The organism is Campylobacter sp. RM9334 (assembly GCF_020138145.1).
GTDB lineage: Bacteria > Campylobacterota > Campylobacteria > Campylobacterales > Campylobacteraceae > Campylobacter_E.
The window spans coordinates 1-24,545 of the sequence record NZ_JACGAX010000016.1 but is presented as its reverse complement, the minus strand read 5'-3'; the positions used below and the strand labels follow the sequence as shown (position 1 = coordinate 24,545).

Genomic DNA, 24,545 nt, shown 5'->3' with positions numbered 1-24,545 from the left:
TAAGGAGAAGCTATGAATAAGCTTTTATGGATAGTTGTTGCTATTCTTGGAGCATTTTGTATGGGCGTTATTGCTTTAAATAATGGCGAAACAATAAATGCTGCTTGGATAGTTGTAGCTGCTGTTTGTATTTATACAATCGGCTATAGATTTTATGCTTTGTTTATAGAAACTAAGCTTTGCGGCGTTGATGCTACTAAGATTACTCCTGCTGTAGCACTTAACGATGGAAAAGACTTTGTTCCTACAAACAAATATGTTTTATTTGGCCATCACTTTGCTGCAATTGCAGGTGCAGGACCACTTGTTGGACCAATCCTAGCAGCTCAAATGGGATATTTGCCTAGTGTATTATGGATATTAATTGGTGGTGTTTTGGTTGGTAGCGTGCATGATTTTGTTGTGCTTTTTGTATCAAGCAGACGCGGTGGAAAAAGTCTTGGCGAAATGATTAAAGACGAGATGGGGAATTTCGTTGGTGTTGTTTCTATGATAGGAATTTTTCTTATTATGCTAATTATCATTGCTATTTTAGCTATGGTTGTTGTAAAAGCTTTAGCACATTCTCCTTGGGGGACATTTACAATAGCTTCAACAATTCCTATTGCTATTTTTATGGGAATTTATATGAGATTTATTCGCCCAGGTGCAGTCGGAGAAGCTAGTATAATTGGCTTTGTTTTACTTATGATAGCTTTATATTTAGGAAAAGTTGTATCAAACGACCCTGATTTAGCAAGACATTTTGATTTTAGCGTTCTTGAACTTAGCTTTATAATGATGGGCTATGGAATGATAGCTGCGATTTTACCAGTTTGGTTTTTACTTGCACCAAGAGATTATCTTTCAACATTTTTAAAAATTGGTGTAATTTTGATAATGGCTATTTGTGTTGTTTTAGTTTCTCCTGAAATTAAAATGGCAAAAGTTACACATTTTATAGATGGCACAGGCCCTGTGTTTGCAGGTGGATTATTTCCATTTTTATTCATAAATATTGCTTGTGGGGCGATTTCAGGCTTTCACGCATTAATTTCTAGTGGAACAAGTCCAAAAATGCTAGAAAATGAAACACAAGCAAAAATGGTAGGCTATGGCTCAATGTTAATGGAGAGTGCAGTTGCTATTATGGCTTTAATTGCTGCTTGTATACTTCAACCTGGAGTATATTTTGCAATAAATTCAGCACCAGCAATTATAGGCACGACACTTGAGAGTGCGAGTGCAGCTATTAGTGCTTGGGGATTTAGCGTAACTCCTGCTGATATTCAAACACTTGCTAATGATATAGGTGAGAGCACTATATTAAGTAGAACAGGTGGAGCACCTACATTTGCAATAGGTTTATCATTAATTATTCACGAGCTAATCGGTGGAAAGGAAATGATGGCATTTTGGTATCACTTCGCTATTTTATTTGAAGCATTATTTATCTTAACAGCAGTTGATGCGGGAACTAGAACTTGTAGATTTATGGTTCAAGATATGTTAGGAAATGTTTATAAGCCACTTGCAAACACAAGTAATTTAGGAGCAAATATATTCGCTACTTTAATTTGTGTTGCTGGATGGGGCTGGTTCTTATATGGTGGTGCGATTGACCCACTTGGCGGAATTTATTCACTTTGGTCGCTTTTTGGCGTATCAAATCAACTTTTAGCAGTAGTTGCTATGTTTTTATGTGGCTCTGTATTTATTAAAATGGGAAAAAGAAAGTATATCTTAGCTATTGTTTTACCTGCGCTTTTTGTAATCTCAACTACATTTACAGCAGGTATTGCAAAGGTATTACCACAAAGTGAAAGCAAAATCGCAAACTCAATTTCTCACGTAGCAACAGCTCAAATTAATTTTGCTAAAGCTGATGAATTATTAGTAAAAATTAATGCAGGAGATAATAGTGAAGCGACTTTAAAAGAATTTAATAAAGCTAAACAAGTAGCACATTCTAATGTAGTAAATGCTATTTTAACGATTTTCTTCTTATTAGTTACCATAATAGTTGGAATTAAATTCGTTCTAATTTGGAAAGAAAGTTATTCTAATAGGTTTAGCATTCCACTTAAAGAAGTGGTTTATGAAAAAGCAGCTTCGTGAGTTTTTTTACGCAATGCTTGGAGCACCTGATTATGAAAAATATTTAGAGCATTTTAAGAAAATGCACCCTGATAAAACTCCTTTAACTAAAAAGGAGTTTTTCATAGAACAAACAAGCAAGCGTAAAACAAAATGCTGATAAATTTAAGTAGCTAGTTAGCTAATACAAATTATCTTTATTAGCAAATATTTTTATCTTTTTTTATAATTTTATTTTTAAAAATCTTGAATAATTATTAAATAATTTTAATCCATTAACTTCTTGTTAGCGGGGGGGGGTATTACAATAGCTCTTTTATTTAATCAAAGGAGTCATTATGGACAAAAGTTCTTATTTAATGTTGCTTGATAATAAAATATCAAGCGAGCAAAAGTTTATGCTAAGCAATAAACTTGACAGCTTAAGTGAAGAAAAATTTAAAAATCTTTCTTGTATTAATTACAAACACCCTATATTGGCAATGAATTTAGGGTTTTTCTTCGGGATATTAGGTATTGATAGGTTTTATCAAGGTAATAGGTCTTTAGGTTTTTTAAAATTAGGAATATTTTTAATAGGCTTAATTAGTATGCTTCTTTTTATAGGGATATTTATTTTATGGGCTTTATATATTTATGTTTTAATAGATATTTATTTTGTATATAAAGCAATTCAACAAAGTAATTACCAAAAAATTTTACAGGCTATAGGCTAAGTAATAATTGGTTGTCAATACCAAATAACGGCAAAATTAGTGCAAAAGATAATAGCATATAACAGAATTATTAAAAGCTAAATAATTTGTAAGATTAAATATTGCAAAGTTATTTTGCCTATATTTTGCCTTTAATCCATTTTAAATTTAAAAATAAAGAAAATAAAATTAAAGGAAAAAAATGAAAAAAATGAAAAATATCGGTATTGGTGTTATTGTAGGTTTAATAGCTGCTAGTTTATTTAGCACTAAGGTATTTGCTTTTATGTTGTATTTAAAGAATCCTAATAACCCTTATAACTCGTTGAAAAATATTGAAGCAACAATTAACTTAGTAAAAAGTGTAGGGGAATTTGATAAATTTATATCGCAAGAGCGTTTGGCATTAGAACTATATGCTTCTTATGGTTTAACTTTTATCTTAGGATTTGTAATAGCGTTAATAGCATTATATTTTGTACAAAAAGCTAAGAATAAAAATAAGACACAAAACTGATTTAATATTTTTATCTTAAAGTTATAAAAACATTAAGCTCTGTTATTTTTATAATAAAGCTTAATGTATAAATAAAAATTAAAATTATGATTAGACTAATTTTTTAAATACTAGAATTTAAAATCATCAAGAAGTTAAAATTAAAAAGCGTAAAATAATAACAAAAAAGCTATTTTATGGCTAATTGATTAAAATTTTTAATAAATCATAAGCTATATAAATCATTATTAAGCTAGTTAATATTTCTATAAAAAAATATATTTTTTTATTTAAAAGTATTTTACTAATTTTACTAACTCCTAATCCTAAAGAAAAAAACCACAAAAAAGAAGCACATACACCACCTAAGAAAAATAATATCCTTTCATTTTGTTGAATATTTATAGCGTTTGCTCCAACTAAAAATATGGTATCTAAATAAACATGTGGGTTTAGTAAAGTAATTGCTAAGGTTAAAATTATTGCTTTTTTTACACTTAATTTTTCATTATCATTGTGAAAATCACAATTAGTGTTCATAAAGGCTGATTTTAGTGAAATCATCGCATAAGTGATTAAAAATAATATACCTAAAATTGTAACTATTAAACTTATTGTTTCGTTTTTTAATAATACTTTACCAACTCCAAATACTCCACAAGTAAGTAAAATAGCATCGCAAATAAAACAAATACTGCATATTAAAATTATATGATTTTTTAATATTGCTTGTTTTATTACAAACATATTTTGAGCTCCGATAGCAACAATTAATGATAATATTAATATAAAACCTTTTATAAAAACCATTGTAAAATCCTTTTAAAAATAATATTATATAAAAAATAATTTTAAGGATTAATATGAAAAAACCAACAAAAGCACAAATGCAATTAATTAAAAAATTACCATTTAAATATCAAATAATTGCTTTAATTATTTTTTTAGTAGTTGCAAATTTTTCTTATTTTACTTCTTTTACTAAAGAGTATTCACTAGAAAAAGTAAGTGATGGAGATACTATAGTTTTGCTTAGCAAAGGAGAAAAAATCAAAGTGAGATTTTATGGTATAGACGCACCAGAAAGCGCTCAAGAATACGGGCAATTTTGTAAAAATATGCTAAGTGATTTTCTTAAAAATAAAGATATTAAGTTAGAGATTAAAGACAAAGATAAATATGGACGGGTTGTAGGTATTGTCTATGCTAATGGTGAAGATATAAATAAAGCAATGGTAAGAAATGGTTGTGCGTGGTCGTATCAAAACTATACGAAAAAATATTTAGATGATGAAAAATACGCAAGAGCCAATAAATTAGGATTATGGCAAGGTAAAAATCCACAAAATCCAAGAGAATTTAGATTAGAGCATAAAAGAGATTGATTAGCAAATCTTTTATGTTATCTTTAGATTTTATTTTAACTTAAGGAGAAAGCTATGGGATTTTTTGATAAACTCAAAGCAGCTTGTGGTATTCCTGATTATGAAGCTTATTTAAGAGAACATAAGGAAAAATACCCAAATGAAGAGCCTTTAAGCAAAGAAGAATTTTTAAAGCGTGAGAAAGAGCGTTTAAATTCTAATTGTGCTTGAGGTTAATTAAGAAGCAAGTTTGCTTATACAAGATTAAGGACAAGCAATGTTTAAAAAGCTTAAAGCATTTTTTAAAACAAAAACTCAAAGCTATGAAAAATACTTAGCTGAATGTGAAAAAACAGGCGAAAAGCCAAAAAGTGAAGAAGAATTTAAAACGATTAAAAAAAGTTGTTGATTATTTAAAAGAAGCTAGTTTAGTTTTACAAGTTAATTTAAAATAATTCCTATTTTAAAATTAAAATAGGAATTTCAAATATTAAAATCTTCTAAAAATTGTTGCTAAAATCCCACCTGAAATATTGTGCCATACGCTAAATAAAGCAGCCACAACAGCAGCTAAAGGATAAGCAGCAAAATGAGTAGTTGCTAATGAAGTAGCTAAGCCTGAGTTTTGCATTCCTACTTCTATTGCTAGAGTTTTTTGTTTTGCTAATTCTAATTTAAAGATTTTTCCCGCAAAAAAGCCTAAAAGATAGCCTAAGACATTATGAAGCATTACAACTATTAAAATAATGCCTAAATTATCTAAGATTTTTGTTGCATTTGCACCAACTACACTCATTACTATAGCTACAATTCCAAATGTTGAAATAAGTGGCAAAATATCTTGTAATTTTTCAGTAATTTTAGGTAAAAATTTATGAGCTAAAACACCTAATAAAATAGGAATAATAATCACTTGAATAATGCTAATAAACATTGAAATAGCGTTAATATCAATGCTTTTTCCAACTAATAAATAAGTAATAAATGGAGTAATTATCGGAGCTAAAATCGTAGTGCAACTTGTAATACTAACTGATAAAGCAACATCAGCTTTTGCTAGGTAGCTAATCACATTTGAGCTAGTGCCACCAGGACAAGCACCAACTAAGGCAACACCTATTGCTAAAGCACTATCAAGTTTGAAAACAAAAATCAAAACAAAAGCTATAAAAGGCATTATTATAAATTGTGCAAAAATACCTATAATCACATCTTTAGGTCTTAAAAATAACTCCTTAAAATCACTAGCTCTAACGCTAAGCCCCATTCCAAACATAATAATTCCAAGCAAATAATTAACATAACTTGTCTTAATAATATTAGAAATACTTGGATAAAACAAAGCAAAAGCAGTGCAAACTAAAACCAAAATAGCTAAATTTTTTGAAATAAAATCGCTAATTTTTTTCATAAAATCTCCTTTAAAAAACACGAAATTTATTAAATTAAACTTTAAAGTAAATTAAAAATGAAAATTAGTTTTTTATTAGTTTTATTAATTATTCTTTTGATAACATAAAGGCAAAATCAAAGGTAGAAAATATGAAAAAAATAATAGTAGTAGATACTTTAAACGTGCTATTTCGCTCTTATTATGCGATGAGGAATTTAAAAAGTGCAAAAGATGAAAAACCAATAGGAATGATATTTGGTTTATTAAATTTTATGTTAAAAATTGTTGAAGAAATTGAATGTGATTATGTAGTTTTTGCACTAGATAGCTCTGGTGGGTCATTTAGAAAAGAGCTTTTGCCTGATTATAAGGCTAATAGAAAAGAATTAGAACCTGAATTAAAAGAGCAAATTCCAGTATGTATCGAGCTTATTAAAAAATCAGGATTTTTATCAATAGAAATTCCTAATTATGAAGCTGATGATATTATTGCTAGTGTTAGCAAATTTGCTAAGCAACAAGGCTTATTTACTAGCATTTATTCAACCGATAAAGACCTTTATCAATTGCTTGATGATAATAATACCGAGCTAATTGGTAAGAATTATGAGATTATAAATGAGTTAGCTTGTATTGAGAAATTTGGAGTTAAGCCTTATCAAATGCTTGATTATTTAACCTTAGTAGGCGATAGTGCTGATAATTTTAAAGGCATTCCAGGTATTGGACCAGTTGCTGCTAAAAAACTATTAAACGAATACGATAGCCTTGATAATGTATATAAAAATCTAAATGTATTAGGTAATAAAAGTTCTCAAAAAAAATTAGCCGAACATAAAGATGATGCAGTTTTATCTAAAAAATTAGCAAAATTAGTTGATGATTTGCCTTTAGGAGATTTTCTAAGCAAGGCTAGTAAGCCAAGTATTAATATATTTAATAATATTGAAGATGAATTAAGAGAATTTGAATTATTTAAATTCTTAAAATTTATAGATAAACAAAACGAGATAAAAGAAGAAAAACAAGTAAGCTTAAAATATACAAAAACCTTATTAGATGATAAAGAAGAATTATTCAAGATTATAGATAATTTAGGTGATGAGGTTGGGTTTGATACTGAAACAACAGGGCTTAATTATGATGATAAGATAGTTGGATTTTCGTTTTGCAATCAAGATAAAAGCTATTATGTTCCAATACTACATGAAAATGCAAAAAATATTGCTAAAGAAGATGCTATAAAAGCTATAAATAAGATATTTGAAAAAGTAATAATAGGTCATAATTTAAAATTTGATTTAAAAATGCTGAAAAATGATTTAGGTATTTCGTATCCAAAGAAATTTAAAGATAGTATGATAGCTGCTTGGCTACTTGATTCAAGTTCTAAATACTCACTTGATTATCTTGCTAAGGAGTATTTTGATTATACTTGTTTAGCTTATGAAGAAGTAGTTAAAAAGGGCGAAAATTTTAGCGATATTGATACCAAATTAGCTTGTGAATATGCAAGCGAAGATGCGTTTATAACTAAAGCAATTTATGAACACGCTTTTAAAAACTTAGATGATGAACGCAAAAAAGAATTTGATTTTGAATGTGAGTTTATTAAAGTTTTAATTTCTTTAGAAAATAATGGAATTACACTAAATAAAGAAAAATTATTAAATCTTCAAAATATATTAGAGCTTAATTTAAAAGAATTAGAAAATCAGATATTTAATATGGTTGGCTTAAGCTTTAATTTAAATTCTCCAAAGCAACTTAAAGAGATTTTATATGATAAATTAAAACTACCTGATAATCATAAAGGCTCAACCAATGAAGCAGCCTTACAAAGCATAGAGCATCCTATTGCTGAATTGATTTTAGAATATAGAACCGCTAGCAAAGTCCTTAGCACCTATGTTTTACCATTGCTTGAGTTAAATGTAGATAATCAAGAGAATTTCAAAGTGCGTTCAAACTTTTTACAAACAGGCACAGCAACAGGAAGACTTAGCTCAAACAATCCAAATCTACAAAATATCCCTGCTAGAAGCAAATACGCAAGTTATTTAAAAGAAGCTTTTATCCCGCAAACTGGTTATTCATTTATTAGTCTTGATTATTCTCAAATTGAGCTTAGAATGTTGGCTCATTTTAGCCAAGATGAAAATTTATTAAAAGCATTTTTATTTGATGAAGACATTCATACAAGAACTGCTATTGAGATTTTTGGCACGAGCGATAAAGATAAAAGAAATTATGCAAAAAGCATAAATTTTGGTCTAATTTATGGAATGGGTGCTAGAAGACTTAGTGAAGAGTTAAAAATACCATATAGCGATGCTAGTGATTATATTAAAAAATATTTTGCTTCTTTTAGTTTGATTAAAGAATATTTTGAAAATACAAAAAAACAAACAAAAGACTTAGGTTATATCAAAACGCTTTTAGGTAGGAAAAGATTTTTCAAATATACAAATGATATTAAGATAAATAATGCAAACGATAGAGAATGTATAAATAGCATTTTGCAAGGTTCGGCAGCAGATTTAATTAAATTAGCTATGATTAAGATTTATCCATATTTGAGTGAAAATGCAAAATTGATATTGCAAATTCACGATGAATTAATTTTTGAAGTAAAAGATGAATATGTATTAGAATTTTCAAAAATAGCTCAAAATATAATGGAAAATGCTTATGGTTTAAAAGTTAAATTAAAAACGAGTTTGAGTGTTGGGAAAAGTTGGGATAAATTAAAATAAAGGGAAAGGTTATGGAAATAATATTTGCTTGGAATAAAGACTATGAAACAAATATTGATAATGTTGATAAGCAGCATTATTATTTAGTGCAATTAATAAATGAACTAGCTTTAAAATTAAGCGAAAAGAATTTAAATAAAAACGAATTAGATGAAGCTTTTACTGGTATTTTAAACTATGCTAAAGAGCATTTTTCAGAAGAAGAAATGCTAATGCAAAATGTAAATATTTATAGTGATTTTTTTCAAGAGCATAAATTAAGTCATAAAATGTTTATAGAACAAACTAAGCAATTATATGATGATGTTGGAGATGGCACTAATAAAGAAGCTGTTAAGAGTTTGCTAGAGTTTTTGATTTCTTGGCTTGCTTTTCATATTTTAGGGATTGACCAAAATATGGCAAAGCAAATAGAATTAATTAATCAAGGTCTTGAAGCTAAAGAAGCTTATGAGATAGTAGTTCAAAATGAAAATAAGCAAACAGCACCTTTAGTAAAAGCTCTTAGTAATCTTTTAAATGTTGTAGTTAAGAAAAATAGCGAATTATTAGAACTTAAAAGAAATCTTGAATTAAAAGTGAAAGAGAAAACAAGAGAATTAGCAGCAACAAATCAAACTTTAAGAAGTATAGCTTTAACAGATGTATTAACAAATTTACCAAATAGAAGACATTTATTTGAAGTTTTAGAAGTTATTTTAAATGAAGCTAAGGAAAATTCGTTAATTACAAGTGGTTTAATGATTGATTTAGATAATTTTAAAGAAGTAAATGACACTTATGGACACGAAATGGGCGATAAGGTATTAAGAGAATTTTCGCAAACAATCAAAGAAACTATCAGAACTGATGATGTTTTAGCAAGACTTGGTGGAGATGAGTTTTTTGTTTTACTACCAAATACAGATATTGATGGTGCTATGTTATTAGCAAAAACACTTTTAAATGTTACTAGAAGTTTAAATATTCAAGTAGGAAATAAGCTAGATGATAGATGGAAAAGTAGTATTAGTATAGGAGTGGCTACAATTTTACCTACTACTATTACAAATTCTAATGATTTTATGAAAAAAACCGATTTAGCAGTGTATGCTGCTAAAAATGCTGGCAAAAATTGCATAAAAGTATATAATGAAGAAATTTTAACTAAATGAATGTAATATTTTAAGATTTAAATAAAGGAAAAAATGTGGATTTAACAACGGTCTTAGGAATGGTTTTAGCTCTTACATCTATTTGCGTAGGGGATATTTTAGAAGGTGGTAACCCATTACACCTTATTCATATTTCATCGGTTTTAATCGTTTTACCAACAGCATTTTTCTCTACTATGGTTGGAACGAATAAATATTTTATAAAAGGAGCTTTTAAAGAGCTTAAAATAGTTTTTAAAGGTAGTGGGGTTAATTTTCAAGCAAGAACCGATCAGTTAATAGAATTTGCTTCTATTGCTAGAAAAGATGGGCTTTTAGCACTTGAACCAAAAGTAGCTGAAATAGATAATCACTACTTAAAATCAGCAATGATGATGATGGTTGATGGTAAAGATGTTGAAGAGATAAAAGAGAGTATGGAGCTTGATATTTCTCATTCAGAAACTTATTATGATGAGTGTAGGGAATTCTTTTGTCGTGTAGGTGAGTCTTGTCCTACATTCGGACTTGTTGGAGCGGTATGCGGTCTTATGCTAGCACTTCAATTACTTGATAATCCGCAAGCAATGGCGATGGGTATTGCGGGTGCATTTACGGCTACGGTTACAGGGATTTATTGTTGTTATGGAGTGTTTGTGCCTTGGGGAAACAAAATCAAAGGTAACGGACATGATTTAATAGTAGAAAAAGAGCTTATGATGGCTGGGGTAGTTGGTATAGCAGAAGGTGCAAATCCAAGAGATTTAGAGCAAAAGCTATTTTTATATTTCCCACATGGTTTAGTACCTAAATCACAATTTGGTGAATAATAATGTCTAAGAAAAAAAAGTGCCCACCAATACCAGCATGCGAGAAATGGGCTGTTCCTTTAGCAGACTTTTTCTCATTATTACTAGCGTTATTTATCGCACTTTACGCTATTGCTTCGGTAAATACTGATAAAGCAAAGGCTTTAACTAAAGAATTTGTAAAGATTTTTGATTTTCCAAGCACGCAGGTGGTAGAAAAAGAGAGTAAAACAGATGGCAAACATAGTCCATCAAATAACGAAGAATCTCGTGCTTTACAAGCTCAAAATATAAATCAGCAAGAAAGTATAGAAAAACTAAAAGCTATTTTAGATCAAAGAGAAAACCAATTTTATATGGAACTTCCTTCAATATTGTTTTTTAACAAAGACGAAACTAGAGTTGCAAATAGTGATGATATTTTATATCTTAAAAGAATTAAAATGATAATGCAAGGCTTAGGAGATGGGGTTCAGCTTGAAATTCGTGGATTTAGCGATAATGATGATAGTTATTTAACAAGTTTTGATTTAGCGACTGCAAGAGCTAGAGAAGTCCTTGAGATACTTATTAAAAGCGGGGTTGATTCATCAAAACTTAGTATCAAAAGCTATGGAGCAAACAATCCTAGATTTGATAATAATAGTTTAGAATCTGCAAAAAATAATAGAGTTGAATTATATTTTAAAACTGATATAAACGATATAAAATCTCAAAAAACAATACTTGATGCAGTAGAAAAAGTTAAATAATTTTATATATATTTAAAGTTTTAAGGAATTTCAAATTCTTTTAAAGCTTTAAATATTACATTTTTATTACTTTTATCTTTTATAAATTAATAATAAAAACCTTATACTTATTTTACATATAATTAATTGTGTAATTTTGTAACAATTTTAGTTAAGTTTTTATATTTTTACTTTTCTTCACATTTTTTCACACTACATTTTCAAAAAGGAGAAAAAATGAGACCAGAAGAGTTAAGAGCTTTAATTTCAAAAAACATATTTTAAAATTAAAGCTTAAAACTATAATGCTAAAAATGATTTAATAATTTTACTTTGTAATTAAAATTAAAGCTATTTTTTAAAGCATTACTTACATAATCTTTTGCATTTTTACAAGCTGTTTTAATATCTTCGTTTAAAGCTAAATTACAAGCAATTGCAGAGCTTAGAGTACAACCCGTGCCGTGAGTTACAATATTTTTTATTTTTTCGCCTTTAAAAATCGTAATTTCACCATTTTCGCTTAAAAAATCACTTGCTTTTAAATGTCCACCTTTTAACAAAACCTTACAATTTAGAGTTTTTTCTAGACTTTTTGCTGCATTTATTGCATCTTTTTCATTTGTGATTTTTTCGCCCAACAAAACTTCAGCTTCATATAAATTTGGAGTAATCAAATAAACATTTTTTGCAAAATCTTTTATAGCATTAATCGCCCTTTCATCAAGCAATCTTGCACCACTTGTAGATACCATTACTGGATCTAATACGATTTTACTATATCCATTTAGAGTATTTTTAACACAATTTATAATTTCTTCATCATAAAGCATTCCGATTTTTATAAAATCTATTTCGCATTCATCAAAACAAGCTTTTATTTGAGCTTTTATAAAATCTGTATCAACCCTTAAAACGCCAAAAACTCCGCTAGTATTTTGAGCAGTTAGAGCTGTAATTACACTCATTGCATACATTTTATGAGCTTGAATTGTCTTTATATCAGCTTGCAACCCAGCCCCACCAGATGGGTCACTTCCAGCTATACTTAATATCTTTTTCATTTAATTCTCCTATGTTTTTAATATTTATTGTTGCATTTTCGCAATTGATTCCAACGCTAAAAATGTCGTTTTTATTAGCTAAATCAATTATTTTAAAGCTATCATCAATTAAAATAAAATTATTAGTATTTAGCTTATTCATACAAGTTTTTAAAGCTATTTGAGTAGTTTTTAAATATTTTCTTTCATCTTGAATGAAAACAAATTCATCTAAAATATCAAATCTTTTTAAAACAAGTTTTGCAAATGGACTAGCTGTATAAATACACTTTTTATAAGCTTTAAATTTGGCTAAAAACTCATTTACACCTATACATAAATTAGCTTCTTTGCTATAAAAATCAATGCAAGTTTTAATAATTTTTTTACTTAATTTAGTTTTGTTTAATTCATCAATTTTTTTAAGCCCATCATAAAAACTTAAATCATCTAAATTATATCCATTAGCTAATTCTTGCCAAAAGCCAACGCTATCAATGATTACGCCATCAAGGTCAATTATAAAAGAGAAATCTTTTTCCATAATTTTTCGCAATTTGCTTTATAATTTTGATTTTCATAAATCGCACTTATACAAGCTATATTTTTTATTTTAAATTCTTTTAAATTGTCTATATTTTGATAATTTAATCCTCCTATTGCCACTTTAGGAATGTTTATTTCTTGCACTATTTTTATTAGGTCATTTTTGCTTAGCATTTTTGCATCTTTTTTAGTATTGCTCTCATAAATTGCTCCAATGCCTAGATAATTTGCTCCTAATTGTAAGCCTTTTAACGCTTCTTCATAATTACTTGCACTTATTCCTAAAAACATATTTTTTGGTATTTTTAGATTTTTGTTTATATCACTTTGTCCTAGATGAATACCATCAGCATTTAGCTTAATTGCAAGGTCTAAATCATCGTTTATTATTAAAGCTACTTTTTTTATTTCACAAAGATTTTTTAATTTTAAAAGTGTATTAAGGCTATAATTGTTCGCTTTATTTCTTACTTGAAAGCAAGTTACATGATTTGCAAATAAAATCTCACAAATATCTAATAATTCATCTTCTTTAGTGTATATATCATCACTAATTGCATAAAATCTTAAAATTTCATCTAAGTTTTTCAATTTTTATCCTTTCTTTTATGGTAGTTCCATCAATTTTGCTTAACTCATCAATTAAGTGCATTTTAAACGACATAGTGCCATTTGCTTTAGTTTCGGCTATTTCAGCACTTATGTTAAATGCACTTATACCTGTGATTACAGAATTTAATTTATCATCATTTGCCCCAACAAAAACGGCTAAGATATTGCCTAGCATACAACCTGCACCTGTGATTTTCGTCTGCATTGCCGAACCATTGCTTAGTATAAAAACATTCGTTTTGCTGATAATAAAATCATTTTTACCTGTGATTACCAAAATAGTTTTATGTTTTTTAGCAAAATCAATGTATTTTTCTAAATCATTTTGATTTATTTCATCACTACTATCGCAGCCACTTGTATTTAATGTCTTATTTACTAGATAATTTATCTCGCTTGCATTGCCTTTAATTACACAAAACTTTATATTTTGCATTAAATATTTACATAAATTATTTCTTGCATTACTAACTCCTGCTGCAACGGGGTCAAAAACAATAGGAATATTTAATTCATTTGCCTTTAAGGCTGCGTTTTTATGGGCTTTTATTAGATTTTCGTTTAACTGCCCGATATTTAGCAAAACCGCATTACTAATTGTAACAATTTCACCAACTTCTTCATAAAAATCTCCCATAATAGGTGAGCCACCAACAGCTAAAATAGCGTTAGCTGAGTCATTTATCGTTACATAATTTGTAATACTTTCTACTAAAGTTTTATGATTTCTTGTTTTTTGCATAATGTTTTGATACATATTCTCCTCCTAAGGTTAAAATTAAAATGATTAAAAAAGTTAAAATTGATGCTAAAAAATCAAAATAAATCAGTATTTGATAAATTAAAAATCCAATAAACCAAATTAAAAAATTTAATTTAGCTGAATTTTTTAGTTTAAAACAATATACACATACTATAACCGATGCCATAGGTAAAAATACTGAACTTAATGTATATAAAAAATTTTCATATAAAGAAAAAGGTATAAAAATAGCTATTAATAAAGCAATAAAGATTATTAATAAAATTGTAATTTTATTACCAAATTTATTATTTATATTTTTAATACTTTCATTAGCTGAAAAAATGTCTAAATATGTTGTTGTTATTGTTGAAAAAATAATCAAAAATATTATTAACATTGATAATTTTAAAGTGATTAAAAAACTAGAAAGGTCGCTATAGTATTTCATAGTTAAATATCCAATTATATACATAAGTGAACTTCCTAGAAAATACGCGACTGAAGCTACTAAACTATCTTTTATTGGATTTTTAAAATATTTTGTATAATCACCAACTAATGCAAGCCAAGAAATTGGCATAGCAATACTTAGTTCAATAGCATTTATCAAGTTTATTTTATTAACTTCTATTTGGTTTAAATTAAGATTAATTAAGTTATAAAAAATATAAATTACTATCAAAAAAAGTATGCAAACTATAAAATTATTTATTAACATTAATAAATTTTGTTTTAAGAATAGCCATATTATTAAAAGTGATGATAACAAAATTGCTACTAAGTTAAAATTTGTATTTGGATATAGTCCATTTAGTAGTATTGCTGCACTCATAATCATAACTGCACTCCAGCAAATTAAAGCTAGAAAATTGCAAAATGAAAAGAATATTTTGCCATTTTGTGAGTAAAAATATTTAAGACTACCCATAGCATTGTATTTTAGTTTAGTGCTAATATACATCATAGCAAAAAATAAAATTCCACCTAAAAAATGCCCAAAAAATATAGCAAATAAAGAATCACTTAAAATAAGACCTGAAAATAAACTACCGGCTTCAATTTCAGCTAGCGAAATACTAGCTCCAAGCCACAAGAAAAAATTACTCATACAACTCTCCATAAAATCAATTTATGGGAATGCTAAGAAAGGATTAGAAAATTTTGCATCTCCCTACGCTGGCATTACCCAAACAGGTTCAAAGGGTCAAGACTATTACGCCTACTCTCAGCTTTCGCTCCCCTAAAATTATTATTCTAATTAAAATTAGTTATGAAATAGATATATAAAATATTACAATAATTATTTGTTATATTGCAATAATTTCTTAATTTTTAATATAAATAATCAATATATTTAATACTTATTTTATATATAATTAATTGTGTAATTTTGTAACAATTTTAGTTAAGTTTTTTATATTTTTACTTTTCTTCACATTTTTTCACACTACAATTTCAAAAAGGAGAAAAAATGAGACCAGAAGAGTTAAGAGCTTTAATTTCTAAAAATGAATTCAATAAACCTACAGCAGGGGTTTGTAAAGGTTATGTTCAAGCTAATCTTGCGATTTTGCCTAAAAGTGATGCTTATGATTTTTTATTATTTTGTCAAAGAAACCCTAAACCTTGTCCTTTAATTGAAGTCTTAGACGCGGGAGAATATCTTACAAAAACAAGTGCAAATAATGCAGATATTAGAACGAGTATTCCTAAATATAGAATATATAAAAAAGGCGAATTAGTAGAAGAGACAAGCAATATTATTAATCATTTTAAAGATGATTATGTGAGTTTTTTAATAGGTTGTTCGTTTTCATTTGAAGCAGCTTTATTAAATCACAATATACCTTTAAGACATATTGATGAAGATCATAATGTGCCTATGTATATTACAAATATTGATTGTGCAAGTGCTGGTAAGTTTTATGGAAAAATGGTTGTTTCAATGCGACCAATTAAACATAAAGATTTAATCAAAGCTACAACCGCAACAGCTCTTTATCCTAGCGTGCATGGAGCACCTGTTCATATAGGAAATCCTAGTGTAATAGGTATTAAAGATATTAATAATCCTGATTTTGGAGACGCATCTACTATTTATCCTGATGAAGAATGTGTATTTTGGGCTTGTGGGGTAACTCCGCAAAGCATAGCACTTACTAGTAAGCCTGATATTATGATAACTCATTCTCCTGGATATATGTTTGTAACGGATAGAAAAGATAGCGAATATAGTGTGTTTTAGTATTAAAAAAATAAATTTAAAGGATGATTATGTATAACAAATTTAAAATTACAAGCGAAACTTCATTGCTTTTATATCTTGAGCCTCCAATAAGCATAGAAAAACAACGCCTATGCTATGCACTTAATTTAGTAATTAAAGATATGCCTTATATAAAAGAAGTAGTGGTTGGAATGAATACTCTTTATGTCTTAACAAGTGATTTAAATTATAAGGATTTATTAGATTTACAAAGTAAATTAAATGAGTTAATTACTAGCACTAAACCACTAGAGCTATCAGGAAGATTGATTGAAATTCCTGTTGATTATGGTGGGGATTTAGGACTTGATTTAAAGGTAATTGCAAAGGCTAAAGGTATGAGTATGAGTGAGTTTGCTAAATTACACGCCGAGCCTATTTATGATGTTTATTTTATAGGTTTTCAACCAGGATTTGCATATTTGGGTGGATTAAATGAGATTTTACACACTCCAAGGCTTAGCACTCCAAGACTTAAAATTCCAGCAGGTTCGGTTGGTATAGGCGGAGCTCAAACAGGAATATATCCTTATCAAAGTCCAGGTGGATGGAATATCATAGGAAATACAAAGGCAAAATTATTTGATGTAAATAGCGAAAATCCGAGCCTTTTAAAAGCAGGTGATAGATTAAAATTTGTAATCAATAGCATTAAGGAGAGATTATGAAAATTACAAAAATATCATCAATTGCAACTATTCAAGATTTAGGTAGGTTCTCGTATAAAGGTTATGGGGTAAATGAGAGTGGGGCTTTAGATAAATGGAGCTTTATGTTAGGTAATGCTTTATTAGGAAATGACTTAAATGCACCTGCAATTGAAGTGATTTTAGGTGGGATAGAAATATATTGCAATAAGGCAATGACTTTTTGTATCACAGGGGCAAATTATGAAGCATTCATAGATGAAAAGCCAATTCATAATAATTATAGAATTAGAATTGAAGCAGGAAAAACTCTTAGATTAATAAGAGCTATGTCAGGAATGTGTGCTTATATTTGTGCTTATGGTGGTTTTAGTGCTGATTTTGTTCTTAATTCTGCTTCTACAAATCTTAGCGCATCTTTTGGTGGATTTAATGGTAGAGCATTAAAAGTAGGTGATGAATTAAGCATAGGTTCAAGAATGAATTTATCTCAAATAGCAGTATCTAGGATAAAACCAAGAGATAAAATAAGAATAATTAAAGGTGCTGAATGGGAGCTTTTTAGCGATGAAGCAAAGCATAATTTATTAAATCAAGAATTTAATATATCAAGCTCAAGCAATAGAATGGGATATAGGCTAAATAGTGATTTTAAACTTAATTTAATCAATGAATTAAGCTTGCCATCTCACGGAGTTAGTGCAGGAACTATTCAAGTGCCAAGTAGTGGAGAGCCTATAGTTTTATTAAAAGACGCACAAACAACAGGCGGTTATCCAAAAATTGCTCAAGTAATTGAAGCTGATTTAGGACTTTTTGCTCAAAGTAGAATTAATTCTAAGATTAGTTTTGAATTAGTAAGCATTGAAGAAGCTCTAATGGCAAAAAAAGAAAGAATTTCACATATAAATCAAATAAAGGAGTATGCAAGTGAGAATTGATTTTAATTCAGATTTAGCTGAAGGTATGCAAAATGATGATGAGATATTAGCTTTAATAAGCTCTGTTAATGTATGCTGTGGGCTTCACGCTGGTGGATATAAAGAAATATATAATACTTTAATTAAAGCTAAAGAATATAAGCTAAGAATAGGAGCTCACCCAAGCTTTAATGATAGGGCAAATTTTGGAAGAACTAATGAGAATTTAAATAAAGAATTATTACAAGCACTACTTGCTTATCAATTTGGTGCGATTAAGCAAATGTGCGAATTAGTAGGGGTAAAATTAAGCTATGTTAAACCACACGGAGCTTTATATAATATGGCTTGTGTTGATTTAGACTTAGCAAAAAATATTGCAATAGAAGTTGCAAAATTAGGCAAAGATATAGCATTAATGGGGCTTAGCAATTCTTGTTTAATTAGTGCAGCAAATGATATAGGTATTAATAGTATTAGTGAAGTTTTTGCTGATAGAAGATATACAGATGATGGTTTATTAGTATCAAGAACTAAAGAAAATGCTTTAATTGAAAATGAAGATGAAGCAATAAATCAAGTATTAAATATGATAAAACATTCATATGTAATCAGTGAAAATGGTAAAAAAATTAATATAAAAGCTGATAGTTTATGCGTTCATGGAGATAGCAAAAAAGCACTTTTATTTGCACAAAAAATCAAAAAAACTTTAGAAGAAAACAATATAAGCATAAGGAGTAATTAATGAAAAATAATAAAGCTATATTAGGTGCTGCATTTTTAATGGCTACTTCAGCAGTTGGACCTGGATTTTTAACTCAAACTGCTAGCTTTACGCAAAGCTTAGGGGCTAGTTTTGCTTTTATTATTTTAATGTCGGTTTTAATGGATATTGGGGTTCAATTTAATGTATGGAGAATTATTGCAGTTAGTAAATTAAAAGCTCAAGATATTGCTAATAAGGTCTTTCCAGGTGTAGGATATTTATTATCATTTTTGATAATTTTAGGTGGACTTGCATTTAATATAGGTAATATTGCAGGTGCTGGACTTGGATTTGAGACTATTTTTGGGATAAATCCTATTTTAGGAGCTTGTATTAGTGCAGTAATTGCTATAGGTATTTTCATTAATAAAGACGCAGGTGCACACATGGATAGATTTGCTAAGATTTTAGGTGCTATATTAATACTTATAATAATTTATATTGTGTTTAAATCAAATCCACCTTTAAAAGAAGTGGCTATTGAGACATTTGCTCCATCAAAATTTGATGCTTTAAGCTTGGTTACTTTAATAGGCGGAACGGTTGGCGGATATATTACTTTTTCAGGTGCTCATCGCTTACTTGATGCGGGGATTTGTGGTGTTGAAAATCTAAAAGAAGTTAGTAAAAGTTCGGTTTCAGGAATAATTATAGCTAGTATTATTAGGGTATTTTTATTTTTAGCAGTTTTAGGGGTTATTTCTTTAGGCGTTAGTTTAAATCCTAACAATCCAGCTCTTACTCCTTTTGAATATATTTTGGGTAATTTTGGTAGTGTTGTTTTTGGTATTGTAATTTGGGCTGCTTCTATTACTTCAGTGGTTGGTTGTGCTTATACATCAGTTAGTTTTATATCAAGCTTTAGTCCTTGGCTTAAAAAGAATGAAAACAATATAATAATAGCTTTTATTATATTTTCTACTTTAGTATTTTCAACTATAGGAAAACCAACTGCAGTATTAATTTTAGTAGGGACTTTAAATGGTTTTATATTGCCTATTGCTTTATGTGTGATATTAATTGCAGCTTATAAGAAAAACATAGTAGGAGATTATAAACACTCTAAAATACTTGCTTTAATAGGTTGGTTAATTACAATTGCTATGGGGTATTTGTGCTATGTAACTTTAATGAAATATATAAACTCTTAAAATAATTAGAATTTGAAATTAATATTTCAAATTCTAAAACCCCTTTAGCTTATTGTCTATAACCAAAAGTTATTACATAAGCTTCGTTTCTTGGTATAAAAAGTTCATCTTTTGGCTCATATACTCCTTTTGCCATATCCCAAGGAAAATATACATCAAGATTGCAATCTAAGCCATTATATTGTGTAAGTTGCAAAGTCCCTGCGAAAATTTGCTTGTGTTCTCCTTGCCATAAAGCATTTGTTGAATACAATTCATCATTTTCATTTGGTAATGTAAAAAATAATTCATATTCAATAGGAGCATTTTTTATTTTTTCTTGAAAATCTTTTGCTAAATAATCATTACTTGTTGTTTTTATTTCTTCTTCGCTTAAAAATTTAACTCCATCTTTTGGTTTAAAAGTCCATCTAGCTGGAAATTTGTTATTGTTTTTATCATCAAAGAAAAAAGTATGAACGCTGTAAAATTGAGTATTAGCAACGCTTTTTGAAAACCCTATATTTTTAGTATATTCTGCAAAATTTTTAAAAGACTGAACTTCGCTAAAAGCTTGTTTTATTTTTTCTTTATTTACATTACCATTTTCATCAGGTAATTGCATTTCGTGAAAATATCCAAATTCTTTTAGAGTTTTTGCAAAATTAATTGGATTGCTTAGCATTACCATAGTCCAATTATCATTATCTCCTTCTAGCTTAATAGCTAAACCCCTTGCTTTACTTTTATCATTTAATTCACCACCACCTAAAGAAACTCTTCCATTTACAGGTATGCTTTTTTGTTTAAATAGCTCAATATTGAAATATTTATTAATATTACTATCTGGCTTAAAAACTCCACCTACGCAAAAACCCTTATGATGATTTGGTTTTTTGCTTTTATCTCCCATAACATTCAACTTTACAATAATATCTGCTAGTTTTTGAGCATCATATTCTTTTGCAGCAATTTCTTCATTTATATTGTTAGCATATAAACTAATTGAAAGGGTTGTTGCGACACTAATTTTTATAAGATTTTTCATTTTTATCTCCTTAATACAAATATAAAAAATCTTATAAGATAAATATTAATAACTAATAATTATTTTTAAGTAATAATTAATTATGTATATCAAATATATCTAATAAAGTAGAAGTTACTTCTTCTATGCTTTTATTTGTGATATTTAAAAATGGGATATTGTTTATCTTCATTAAAAATTCCGCATTTTTTACTTCATTTTTACAATTAATTATACTTGCGTATTCAGAATTAGGCAGCCTTTCGTTGCGTATTTCACTTAGGCGATATGGGTCTATGCTAAGACCAAAAAGCTTGTTTTTATAAGGCTTTAAAGCATTAGGCAAAGCACAAGCCTTAAAATCATCAGGAGTTAGTGGATAATTTGCTACCTTAATTCCATATTGCATAGCAAGATAAAGGCTAGTTGGTGTTTTTGCTGATCTTGAAACCCCTATTAAAATTATTTGAGCATTATCAAGCGCGTAGATGAATTGTCCATCATCGTGCTCTAAAGTAAAATTAATAGCTTCTATTCTATTTTGATAATTTTTATTATGAGTGTTTGAGTGAGATAGACCTTGTTTTATGCTAGGTTTTACATTTAATTTATTTGAAATTAAGCTAACAAAAGGCTCTAATAAATCTATAAAAACACAATTAGAATTCTTAATATGATTAGCAATATTTACATTAATTAAAGTGCTAAATGCTAGCGGAATATCGGTTTTTGCTAATTCATTAATTTTATTTGCAACCTTAATCGCCTTTTCTTCGGTATTTATAAAAGGCTCTCTAATTTGTGTGAAAACATATTCATCTTCAAATTGAGCTAATACCGAGTGAGCAAATGTTTCAGCGGTTATTCCTGTTCCATCACTTATAAAAAACACAATTTTTTTATTTAATTGTTTCATTTAAGTTATCCTTGCTTGTTAAAATAAAATAATTCTATCAAAAAGGAGTGTGAAAATGGAATATGTTTTAGCTTTTTCAAAACTTAGAATGAGCGATGTAGAAATAGTTGGTGGTAAAAACGCTAGTTTAGGCGAGATGATTTCAAATCTTGCTAGTAGTGGGGTTAGAGTGCCTGATGGTTTTGCAACTACAGCACAAGCTTTTAGAGATTTTTTAAAATACAATAATTTAGATGAAATAATTACTAATGAGTTAAAGAATTTAAATCCTGATGATTTAGATACACTTGCTAAGTGTGGTGCAAAAATTAGAAGCTTAATAACTAAAGCTAATTTTCAGCCTTTATTTTTAGAGCAAATCATTAAGTTTTATAAAGAATTAGATAGTGATGGATTAGGCACTTTTGCTGTTCGTTCATCAGCTACCGCAGAAGACTTGCCTGACGCTTCTTTTGCTGGTCAGCAAGAAACTTTTTTAAATGTTAGTGGTATTGATGATATATTGGATAAAATCCGTTTGGTTTTTGCATCGCTTTATAATGATAGGGCGATTTCTTATAGAGTGCATAAGGGTTTTTCACATTTTGAAGTATCGCTTAGTGCTGGTATTCAGCGTATGGTAAGAAGCGATAAAGGAAGTAGCGGGGTTATGTTTAGCCTTGATACTGAAAGTGGATTTAAAGATGTTGTATTTATCACTTCATCTTATGGATTAGGCGAATGTGTGGTTCAAGGCTCGGTGAATCCTGATGAGTTTTATGTATCAAAAACTTGCCTAAAAAACAATAATAAAGCAATAATTTCAAGAAAAATCGGCTCAAAGCTAATTAAAATGGAATTTAAAGAAGAAAGAAAAGCAGGAGAAAACGCTGTAAAAGTAGTAAATGTAGCTAAAAATATGCAAGATAAATTTAGCCTAAATGATGAGCAAATAAACGAACTTGCAAGATATGCCTTAATTATAGAAGAGCATTATCAAAGACCTATGGATATTGAATGGGGATTAGATGGATTAGATGGTAAGATTTATATACTTCAAGCAAGACCTGAAACCGTTCAATCTCAAAAGAAAAAAGATATAAGCTATAAATTAAAAGAAGAATCAAAAGTCCTAATAACAGGTAGAGCAATAGGACAAAAAATAAGCGTTGGGGTAGTTAAGGTTATAAATGATATTAGTGAGATTTCTCGTGTAAATGCTGGAGATGTAATAGTTACTGATATGACAGATCCAAACTGGGAGCCTGTTATGAAAAAAGCTGCAGCAATAGTTACAAATAGGGGTGGTAGGACTTGTCATGCAGCAATTATTGCAAGAGAGCTAGGAATTGGTGCAGTTGTTGGCACTAGTAATGCTACAACTATATTAAAAGATGGAGATTTAGTAAGCGTTAGTTGTGTTCATGGAGATGAAGGTAGGGTTTATGAAGGGGCATTAAAATACGAAGTAATTGAAAATGAAGAATTTGAAATGCAAAATTGCGGTGTAAAAATAATGATGAATGTGGGAAATCCTGCATTAGCATTCAAATTCGCACAAATGCCAAATGATGGTGTAGGACTTGCTAGACTTGAGTTTATTATAAATAATCACATAGGCATTCATCCTAATGCTATTTTAGATTACGACAATATAAATGATGATTTAAGAAATAAAATAAATGAAGCTAGTAAAGGCTATGCTAATGCAAGAGAATTTTTTGTATCAAAATTAGCCGAAGGTATAGCTACAATTGCAGCTGCTTTTTATCCTAAGCCTGTGATTATTAGACTTAGTGATTTTAAGACTAATGAATATAGAAAATTATTAGGCGGAGAATTTTACGAAATGCACGAAGAAAACCCCATGCTAGGATTTAGAGGTGCAAGTAGGTATTTAGCTCCTAGTTTTGCGGAATGCTTTAAGCTTGAATGTGAAGCTTTAAAAATAGCAAGAGATGAAATGGGGCTAAATAATATTGAAATTATGGTGCCTTTTGTAAGGACTTTATCACAAGCAAATTCAGTTATAAATCTATTAGCAAAAAATGGCTTAAAGCGTGGTGTAAACGGCTTAAGAGTGATTATGATGTGCGAAGTGCCTAGTAATGCTATTTTATGCGATGAGTTTTTAGAATATTTTGATGGTTTTAGTATAGGCAGCAATGATTTAACTCAGCTTACTTTAGGACTTGATAGAGATAGTGGAATGGATATTTTAGTGGCTGATTTTGATGAAAGAGATGAAGCGGTTTTATTTATGTTAGAAAGAGCAATTACAGCTTGTAAAAAAGCAAATAAATATGTAGGAATTTGTGGTCAAGGTCCAAGTGATCATATAGATTTAGCCGTTTGGCTAAAGCAAAAAGGCATTAGCTCAATGTCGCTTAATCCTGATAGCGTTATTAGCACTTCAAAACGCCTAGCTAGTATTTAAAAATAGTTAATTTACATTGCTAAAAACAAAAAAGCAATGTAAATTTATTTTTTTT

25 protein-coding genes, 1 pseudogene and 1 riboswitch are annotated in these 24,545 nt (G+C 28.7%); of the genes and pseudogenes, 17 read left to right on the top strand and 9 right to left on the bottom strand.

The genetic code is table 11. From position 1 onward, the window contains the following. Positions 1-12: 12 nt before the first annotated feature. The 4 genes from AVBRAN9334_RS07300 to AVBRAN9334_RS07285 all read left to right on the top strand — a co-directional run bounded on the left by AVBRAN9334_RS07300 (position 13) and on the right by AVBRAN9334_RS07285 (position 3,288). On the top strand, positions 13-2,097 hold the full coding sequence (locus tag AVBRAN9334_RS07300) for a carbon starvation CstA family protein (protein WP_214118304.1): 2,085 nt from the start codon (positions 13-15) through the stop codon (positions 2,095-2,097). Next, a complete protein-coding gene (locus AVBRAN9334_RS07295; protein WP_214118306.1) occupies positions 2,078-2,236 on the top strand; it encodes a CstA-like transporter-associated (seleno)protein in 159 nt (52 codons plus the stop codon). Before AVBRAN9334_RS07300 ends, AVBRAN9334_RS07295 begins: the two co-directional genes overlap by 20 nt. Positions 2,237-2,414: 178 nt before the next feature. Next, a complete protein-coding gene (locus tag AVBRAN9334_RS07290) occupies positions 2,415-2,792 on the top strand; it encodes a TM2 domain-containing protein (RefSeq protein WP_336607417.1) in 378 nt (125 codons plus the stop codon). Between the two features lie 181 nt (positions 2,793-2,973). Continuing rightward, entirely contained in the window at positions 2,974-3,288 is a 315-nt protein-coding gene (locus AVBRAN9334_RS07285; protein WP_336607416.1) for a hypothetical protein, read from the top strand. 180 nt (positions 3,289-3,468) lie between these two features. Here the strand turns inward: AVBRAN9334_RS07285 and AVBRAN9334_RS07280 are convergent, their stop codons facing one another. Continuing rightward, entirely contained in the window at positions 3,469-4,077 is a 609-nt protein-coding gene (locus tag AVBRAN9334_RS07280) for a LysE/ArgO family amino acid transporter (RefSeq protein WP_336607415.1), read from the bottom strand. A 53-nt stretch (positions 4,078-4,130) separates the two neighbouring features. Between AVBRAN9334_RS07280 and AVBRAN9334_RS07275 the strand changes: the two genes are divergently transcribed. The 3 genes from AVBRAN9334_RS07275 to AVBRAN9334_RS07265 are packed head-to-tail and all read left to right on the top strand — an operon-like array spanning position 4,131 to position 5,040. Next, positions 4,131-4,652 (top strand): thermonuclease family protein, encoded by a 522-nt coding sequence (locus tag AVBRAN9334_RS07275; RefSeq protein ID WP_250325170.1) that lies wholly within the window; start codon positions 4,131-4,133, stop codon positions 4,650-4,652. A 54-nt stretch (positions 4,653-4,706) separates the two neighbouring features. Further along, positions 4,707-4,862 (top strand): CstA-like transporter-associated (seleno)protein, encoded by a 156-nt coding sequence (locus AVBRAN9334_RS07270; protein WP_214118312.1) that lies wholly within the window; start codon positions 4,707-4,709, stop codon positions 4,860-4,862. Between the two features lie 46 nt (positions 4,863-4,908). Continuing rightward, positions 4,909-5,040 (top strand): hypothetical protein, encoded by a 132-nt coding sequence (locus AVBRAN9334_RS07265; protein ID WP_275591981.1) that lies wholly within the window; start codon positions 4,909-4,911, stop codon positions 5,038-5,040. An 81-nt stretch (positions 5,041-5,121) separates the two neighbouring features. On the opposite strand, the gene AVBRAN9334_RS07260 is transcribed toward AVBRAN9334_RS07265, so the two are convergent. Further along, positions 5,122-6,042: a bile acid:sodium symporter family protein gene (locus AVBRAN9334_RS07260; RefSeq protein WP_336607414.1), complete on the bottom strand. Its 921-nt coding sequence runs from the start codon at positions 6,040-6,042 to the stop codon at positions 5,122-5,124. 131 nt (positions 6,043-6,173) lie between these two features. Between AVBRAN9334_RS07260 and polA the strand changes: the two genes are divergently transcribed. From polA to motB, 4 genes are read left to right on the top strand one after another with little or no spacing between them, the layout of a single operon-like run. Continuing rightward, positions 6,174-8,780, top strand: coding sequence for a DNA polymerase I (gene polA, locus AVBRAN9334_RS07255; RefSeq protein ID WP_336607413.1), 2,607 nt, complete (start codon positions 6,174-6,176; stop codon positions 8,778-8,780). Positions 8,781-8,791: 11 nt separating this feature from the next. Further along, on the top strand, positions 8,792-9,934 hold the full coding sequence (locus AVBRAN9334_RS07250) for a GGDEF domain-containing protein (RefSeq protein WP_336607412.1): 1,143 nt from the start codon (positions 8,792-8,794) through the stop codon (positions 9,932-9,934). A gap of 35 nt (positions 9,935-9,969) precedes the next feature. Next, the gene (gene motA / locus AVBRAN9334_RS07245; RefSeq protein ID WP_214118320.1) at positions 9,970-10,743 is read left to right on the top strand and encodes a flagellar motor stator protein MotA; all 774 of its coding nucleotides are present in this window, start codon (positions 9,970-9,972) and stop codon (positions 10,741-10,743) included. 2 nt (positions 10,744-10,745) lie between these two features. Continuing rightward, positions 10,746-11,474, top strand: a complete 729-nt coding sequence (motB, locus tag AVBRAN9334_RS07240) for a flagellar motor protein MotB (RefSeq protein WP_336607411.1) — start codon at positions 10,746-10,748, stop codon at positions 11,472-11,474. A gap of 287 nt (positions 11,475-11,761) precedes the next feature. Here motB and thiD read toward each other — a convergent pair whose 3' ends face one another. Genes thiD through AVBRAN9334_RS07215 form a run of 5 tightly spaced genes read right to left on the bottom strand, consistent with a single transcriptional unit; the run spans position 11,762 to position 15,507 of the window. Continuing rightward, on the bottom strand, positions 11,762-12,517 hold the full coding sequence (gene thiD, locus AVBRAN9334_RS07235; RefSeq protein WP_214150600.1) for a bifunctional hydroxymethylpyrimidine kinase/phosphomethylpyrimidine kinase: 756 nt from the start codon (positions 12,515-12,517) through the stop codon (positions 11,762-11,764). Next, positions 12,486-13,040 (bottom strand): hypothetical protein, encoded by a 555-nt coding sequence (locus AVBRAN9334_RS07230; protein ID WP_336607410.1) that lies wholly within the window; start codon positions 13,038-13,040, stop codon positions 12,486-12,488. The genes thiD and AVBRAN9334_RS07230 overlap by 32 nt, the downstream gene beginning before the upstream one ends. Further along, positions 13,016-13,633: a thiamine phosphate synthase gene (thiE, locus tag AVBRAN9334_RS07225; RefSeq protein ID WP_336607409.1), complete on the bottom strand. Its 618-nt coding sequence runs from the start codon at positions 13,631-13,633 to the stop codon at positions 13,016-13,018. Before thiE ends, AVBRAN9334_RS07230 begins: the two co-directional genes overlap by 25 nt. Continuing rightward, positions 13,617-14,396, bottom strand: coding sequence for a hydroxyethylthiazole kinase (gene thiM, locus AVBRAN9334_RS07220; RefSeq protein WP_336607408.1), 780 nt, complete (start codon positions 14,394-14,396; stop codon positions 13,617-13,619). The genes thiE and thiM overlap by 17 nt, the downstream gene beginning before the upstream one ends. Then, entirely contained in the window at positions 14,374-15,507 is a 1,134-nt protein-coding gene (locus tag AVBRAN9334_RS07215) for a cytosine permease (RefSeq protein ID WP_336607407.1), read from the bottom strand. Before AVBRAN9334_RS07215 ends, thiM begins: the two co-directional genes overlap by 23 nt. Before the next feature lie 43 nt (positions 15,508-15,550). Then, a riboswitch (TPP riboswitch) is annotated at positions 15,551-15,651 on the bottom strand. Between the two features lie 216 nt (positions 15,652-15,867). Here AVBRAN9334_RS07215 and AVBRAN9334_RS07210 point away from each other — a divergent pair. The 5 genes and pseudogenes from AVBRAN9334_RS07210 to AVBRAN9334_RS07190 form a co-directional block, all read left to right on the top strand. After that, positions 15,868-16,644, top strand: a pseudogene (locus AVBRAN9334_RS07210) (putative hydro-lyase); the annotation flags it as partial. 29 nt (positions 16,645-16,673) lie between these two features. Continuing rightward, entirely contained in the window at positions 16,674-17,333 is a 660-nt protein-coding gene (pxpB, locus tag AVBRAN9334_RS07205; protein ID WP_214120413.1) for a 5-oxoprolinase subunit PxpB, read from the top strand. Further along, the gene (locus AVBRAN9334_RS07200; RefSeq protein WP_214120412.1) at positions 17,330-18,253 is read left to right on the top strand and encodes a biotin-dependent carboxyltransferase family protein; all 924 of its coding nucleotides are present in this window, start codon (positions 17,330-17,332) and stop codon (positions 18,251-18,253) included. The genes pxpB and AVBRAN9334_RS07200 overlap by 4 nt, the downstream gene beginning before the upstream one ends. Beyond that, complete coding sequence (locus tag AVBRAN9334_RS07195) at positions 18,243-18,980, top strand: 5-oxoprolinase subunit PxpA (protein ID WP_336607406.1); 738 nt, start codon at positions 18,243-18,245, stop codon at positions 18,978-18,980. The genes AVBRAN9334_RS07200 and AVBRAN9334_RS07195 overlap by 11 nt, the downstream gene beginning before the upstream one ends. Further along, positions 18,980-20,152, top strand: a complete 1,173-nt coding sequence (locus AVBRAN9334_RS07190) for an NRAMP family divalent metal transporter (protein ID WP_336607405.1) — start codon at positions 18,980-18,982, stop codon at positions 20,150-20,152. The genes AVBRAN9334_RS07195 and AVBRAN9334_RS07190 overlap by 1 nt, the downstream gene beginning before the upstream one ends. Positions 20,153-20,201: 49 nt before the next feature. Here AVBRAN9334_RS07190 and AVBRAN9334_RS07185 read toward each other — a convergent pair whose 3' ends face one another. Both AVBRAN9334_RS07185 and ppsR read right to left on the bottom strand, forming a co-directional pair. Then, a complete protein-coding gene (locus AVBRAN9334_RS07185) occupies positions 20,202-21,179 on the bottom strand; it encodes a catalase (RefSeq protein WP_336607404.1) in 978 nt (325 codons plus the stop codon). Positions 21,180-21,255: 76 nt separating this feature from the next. Beyond that, positions 21,256-22,074 carry a posphoenolpyruvate synthetase regulatory kinase/phosphorylase PpsR gene (gene ppsR / locus AVBRAN9334_RS07180; protein ID WP_214120410.1) on the bottom strand — a complete coding sequence of 273 codons (819 nt, stop codon included), beginning with the start codon at positions 22,072-22,074 and terminating at the stop codon, positions 21,256-21,258. A 55-nt stretch (positions 22,075-22,129) separates the two neighbouring features. On the opposite strand from ppsR, the gene ppsA reads away from it, so the two are divergent. After that, positions 22,130-24,490, top strand: a complete 2,361-nt coding sequence (ppsA, locus tag AVBRAN9334_RS07175) for a phosphoenolpyruvate synthase (protein ID WP_336607403.1) — start codon at positions 22,130-22,132, stop codon at positions 24,488-24,490. Positions 24,491-24,545: the final 55 nt, after the last annotated feature.

Bases quoted from the DNA above. Each gene is read 5' to 3' on its own strand.
- AVBRAN9334_RS07300 (WP_214118304.1), top strand. From the start codon at position 13: ATGAATAAGCTTTTATGGATAGTTGTTGCTATTCTTGGAGCATTTTGT.
- AVBRAN9334_RS07295 (WP_214118306.1), top strand. From the start codon at position 2,078: ATGAAAAAGCAGCTTCGTGAGTTTTTTTACGCAATGCTTGGAGCACCT.
- AVBRAN9334_RS07290 (WP_336607417.1), top strand. From the start codon at position 2,415: ATGGACAAAAGTTCTTATTTAATGTTGCTTGATAATAAAATATCAAGC.
- AVBRAN9334_RS07285 (WP_336607416.1), top strand. From the start codon at position 2,974: ATGAAAAAAATGAAAAATATCGGTATTGGTGTTATTGTAGGTTTAATA.
- AVBRAN9334_RS07280 (WP_336607415.1), bottom strand. From the start codon at position 4,077: ATGGTTTTTATAAAAGGTTTTATATTAATATTATCATTAATTGTTGCT.
- AVBRAN9334_RS07275 (WP_250325170.1), top strand. From the start codon at position 4,131: ATGAAAAAACCAACAAAAGCACAAATGCAATTAATTAAAAAATTACCA.
- AVBRAN9334_RS07270 (WP_214118312.1), top strand. From the start codon at position 4,707: ATGGGATTTTTTGATAAACTCAAAGCAGCTTGTGGTATTCCTGATTAT.
- AVBRAN9334_RS07265 (WP_275591981.1), top strand. From the start codon at position 4,909: ATGTTTAAAAAGCTTAAAGCATTTTTTAAAACAAAAACTCAAAGCTAT.
- AVBRAN9334_RS07260 (WP_336607414.1), bottom strand. From the start codon at position 6,042: ATGAAAAAAATTAGCGATTTTATTTCAAAAAATTTAGCTATTTTGGTT.
- polA (WP_336607413.1), top strand. From the start codon at position 6,174: ATGAAAAAAATAATAGTAGTAGATACTTTAAACGTGCTATTTCGCTCT.
- AVBRAN9334_RS07250 (WP_336607412.1), top strand. From the start codon at position 8,792: ATGGAAATAATATTTGCTTGGAATAAAGACTATGAAACAAATATTGAT.
- motB (WP_336607411.1), top strand. From the start codon at position 10,746: ATGTCTAAGAAAAAAAAGTGCCCACCAATACCAGCATGCGAGAAATGG.
- thiD (WP_214150600.1), bottom strand. From the start codon at position 12,517: ATGAAAAAGATATTAAGTATAGCTGGAAGTGACCCATCTGGTGGGGCT.
- AVBRAN9334_RS07230 (WP_336607410.1), bottom strand. From the start codon at position 13,040: ATGGAAAAAGATTTCTCTTTTATAATTGACCTTGATGGCGTAATCATT.
- thiM (WP_336607408.1), bottom strand. From the start codon at position 14,396: ATGCAAAAAACAAGAAATCATAAAACTTTAGTAGAAAGTATTACAAAT.
- AVBRAN9334_RS07215 (WP_336607407.1), bottom strand. From the start codon at position 15,507: ATGAGTAATTTTTTCTTGTGGCTTGGAGCTAGTATTTCGCTAGCTGAA.
- pxpB (WP_214120413.1), top strand. From the start codon at position 16,674: ATGTATAACAAATTTAAAATTACAAGCGAAACTTCATTGCTTTTATAT.
- AVBRAN9334_RS07200 (WP_214120412.1), top strand. From the start codon at position 17,330: ATGAAAATTACAAAAATATCATCAATTGCAACTATTCAAGATTTAGGT.
- AVBRAN9334_RS07190 (WP_336607405.1), top strand. From the start codon at position 18,980: ATGAAAAATAATAAAGCTATATTAGGTGCTGCATTTTTAATGGCTACT.
- AVBRAN9334_RS07185 (WP_336607404.1), bottom strand. From the start codon at position 21,179: ATGAAAAATCTTATAAAAATTAGTGTCGCAACAACCCTTTCAATTAGT.
- ppsR (WP_214120410.1), bottom strand. From the start codon at position 22,074: ATGAAACAATTAAATAAAAAAATTGTGTTTTTTATAAGTGATGGAACA.
- ppsA (WP_336607403.1), top strand. From the start codon at position 22,130: ATGGAATATGTTTTAGCTTTTTCAAAACTTAGAATGAGCGATGTAGAA.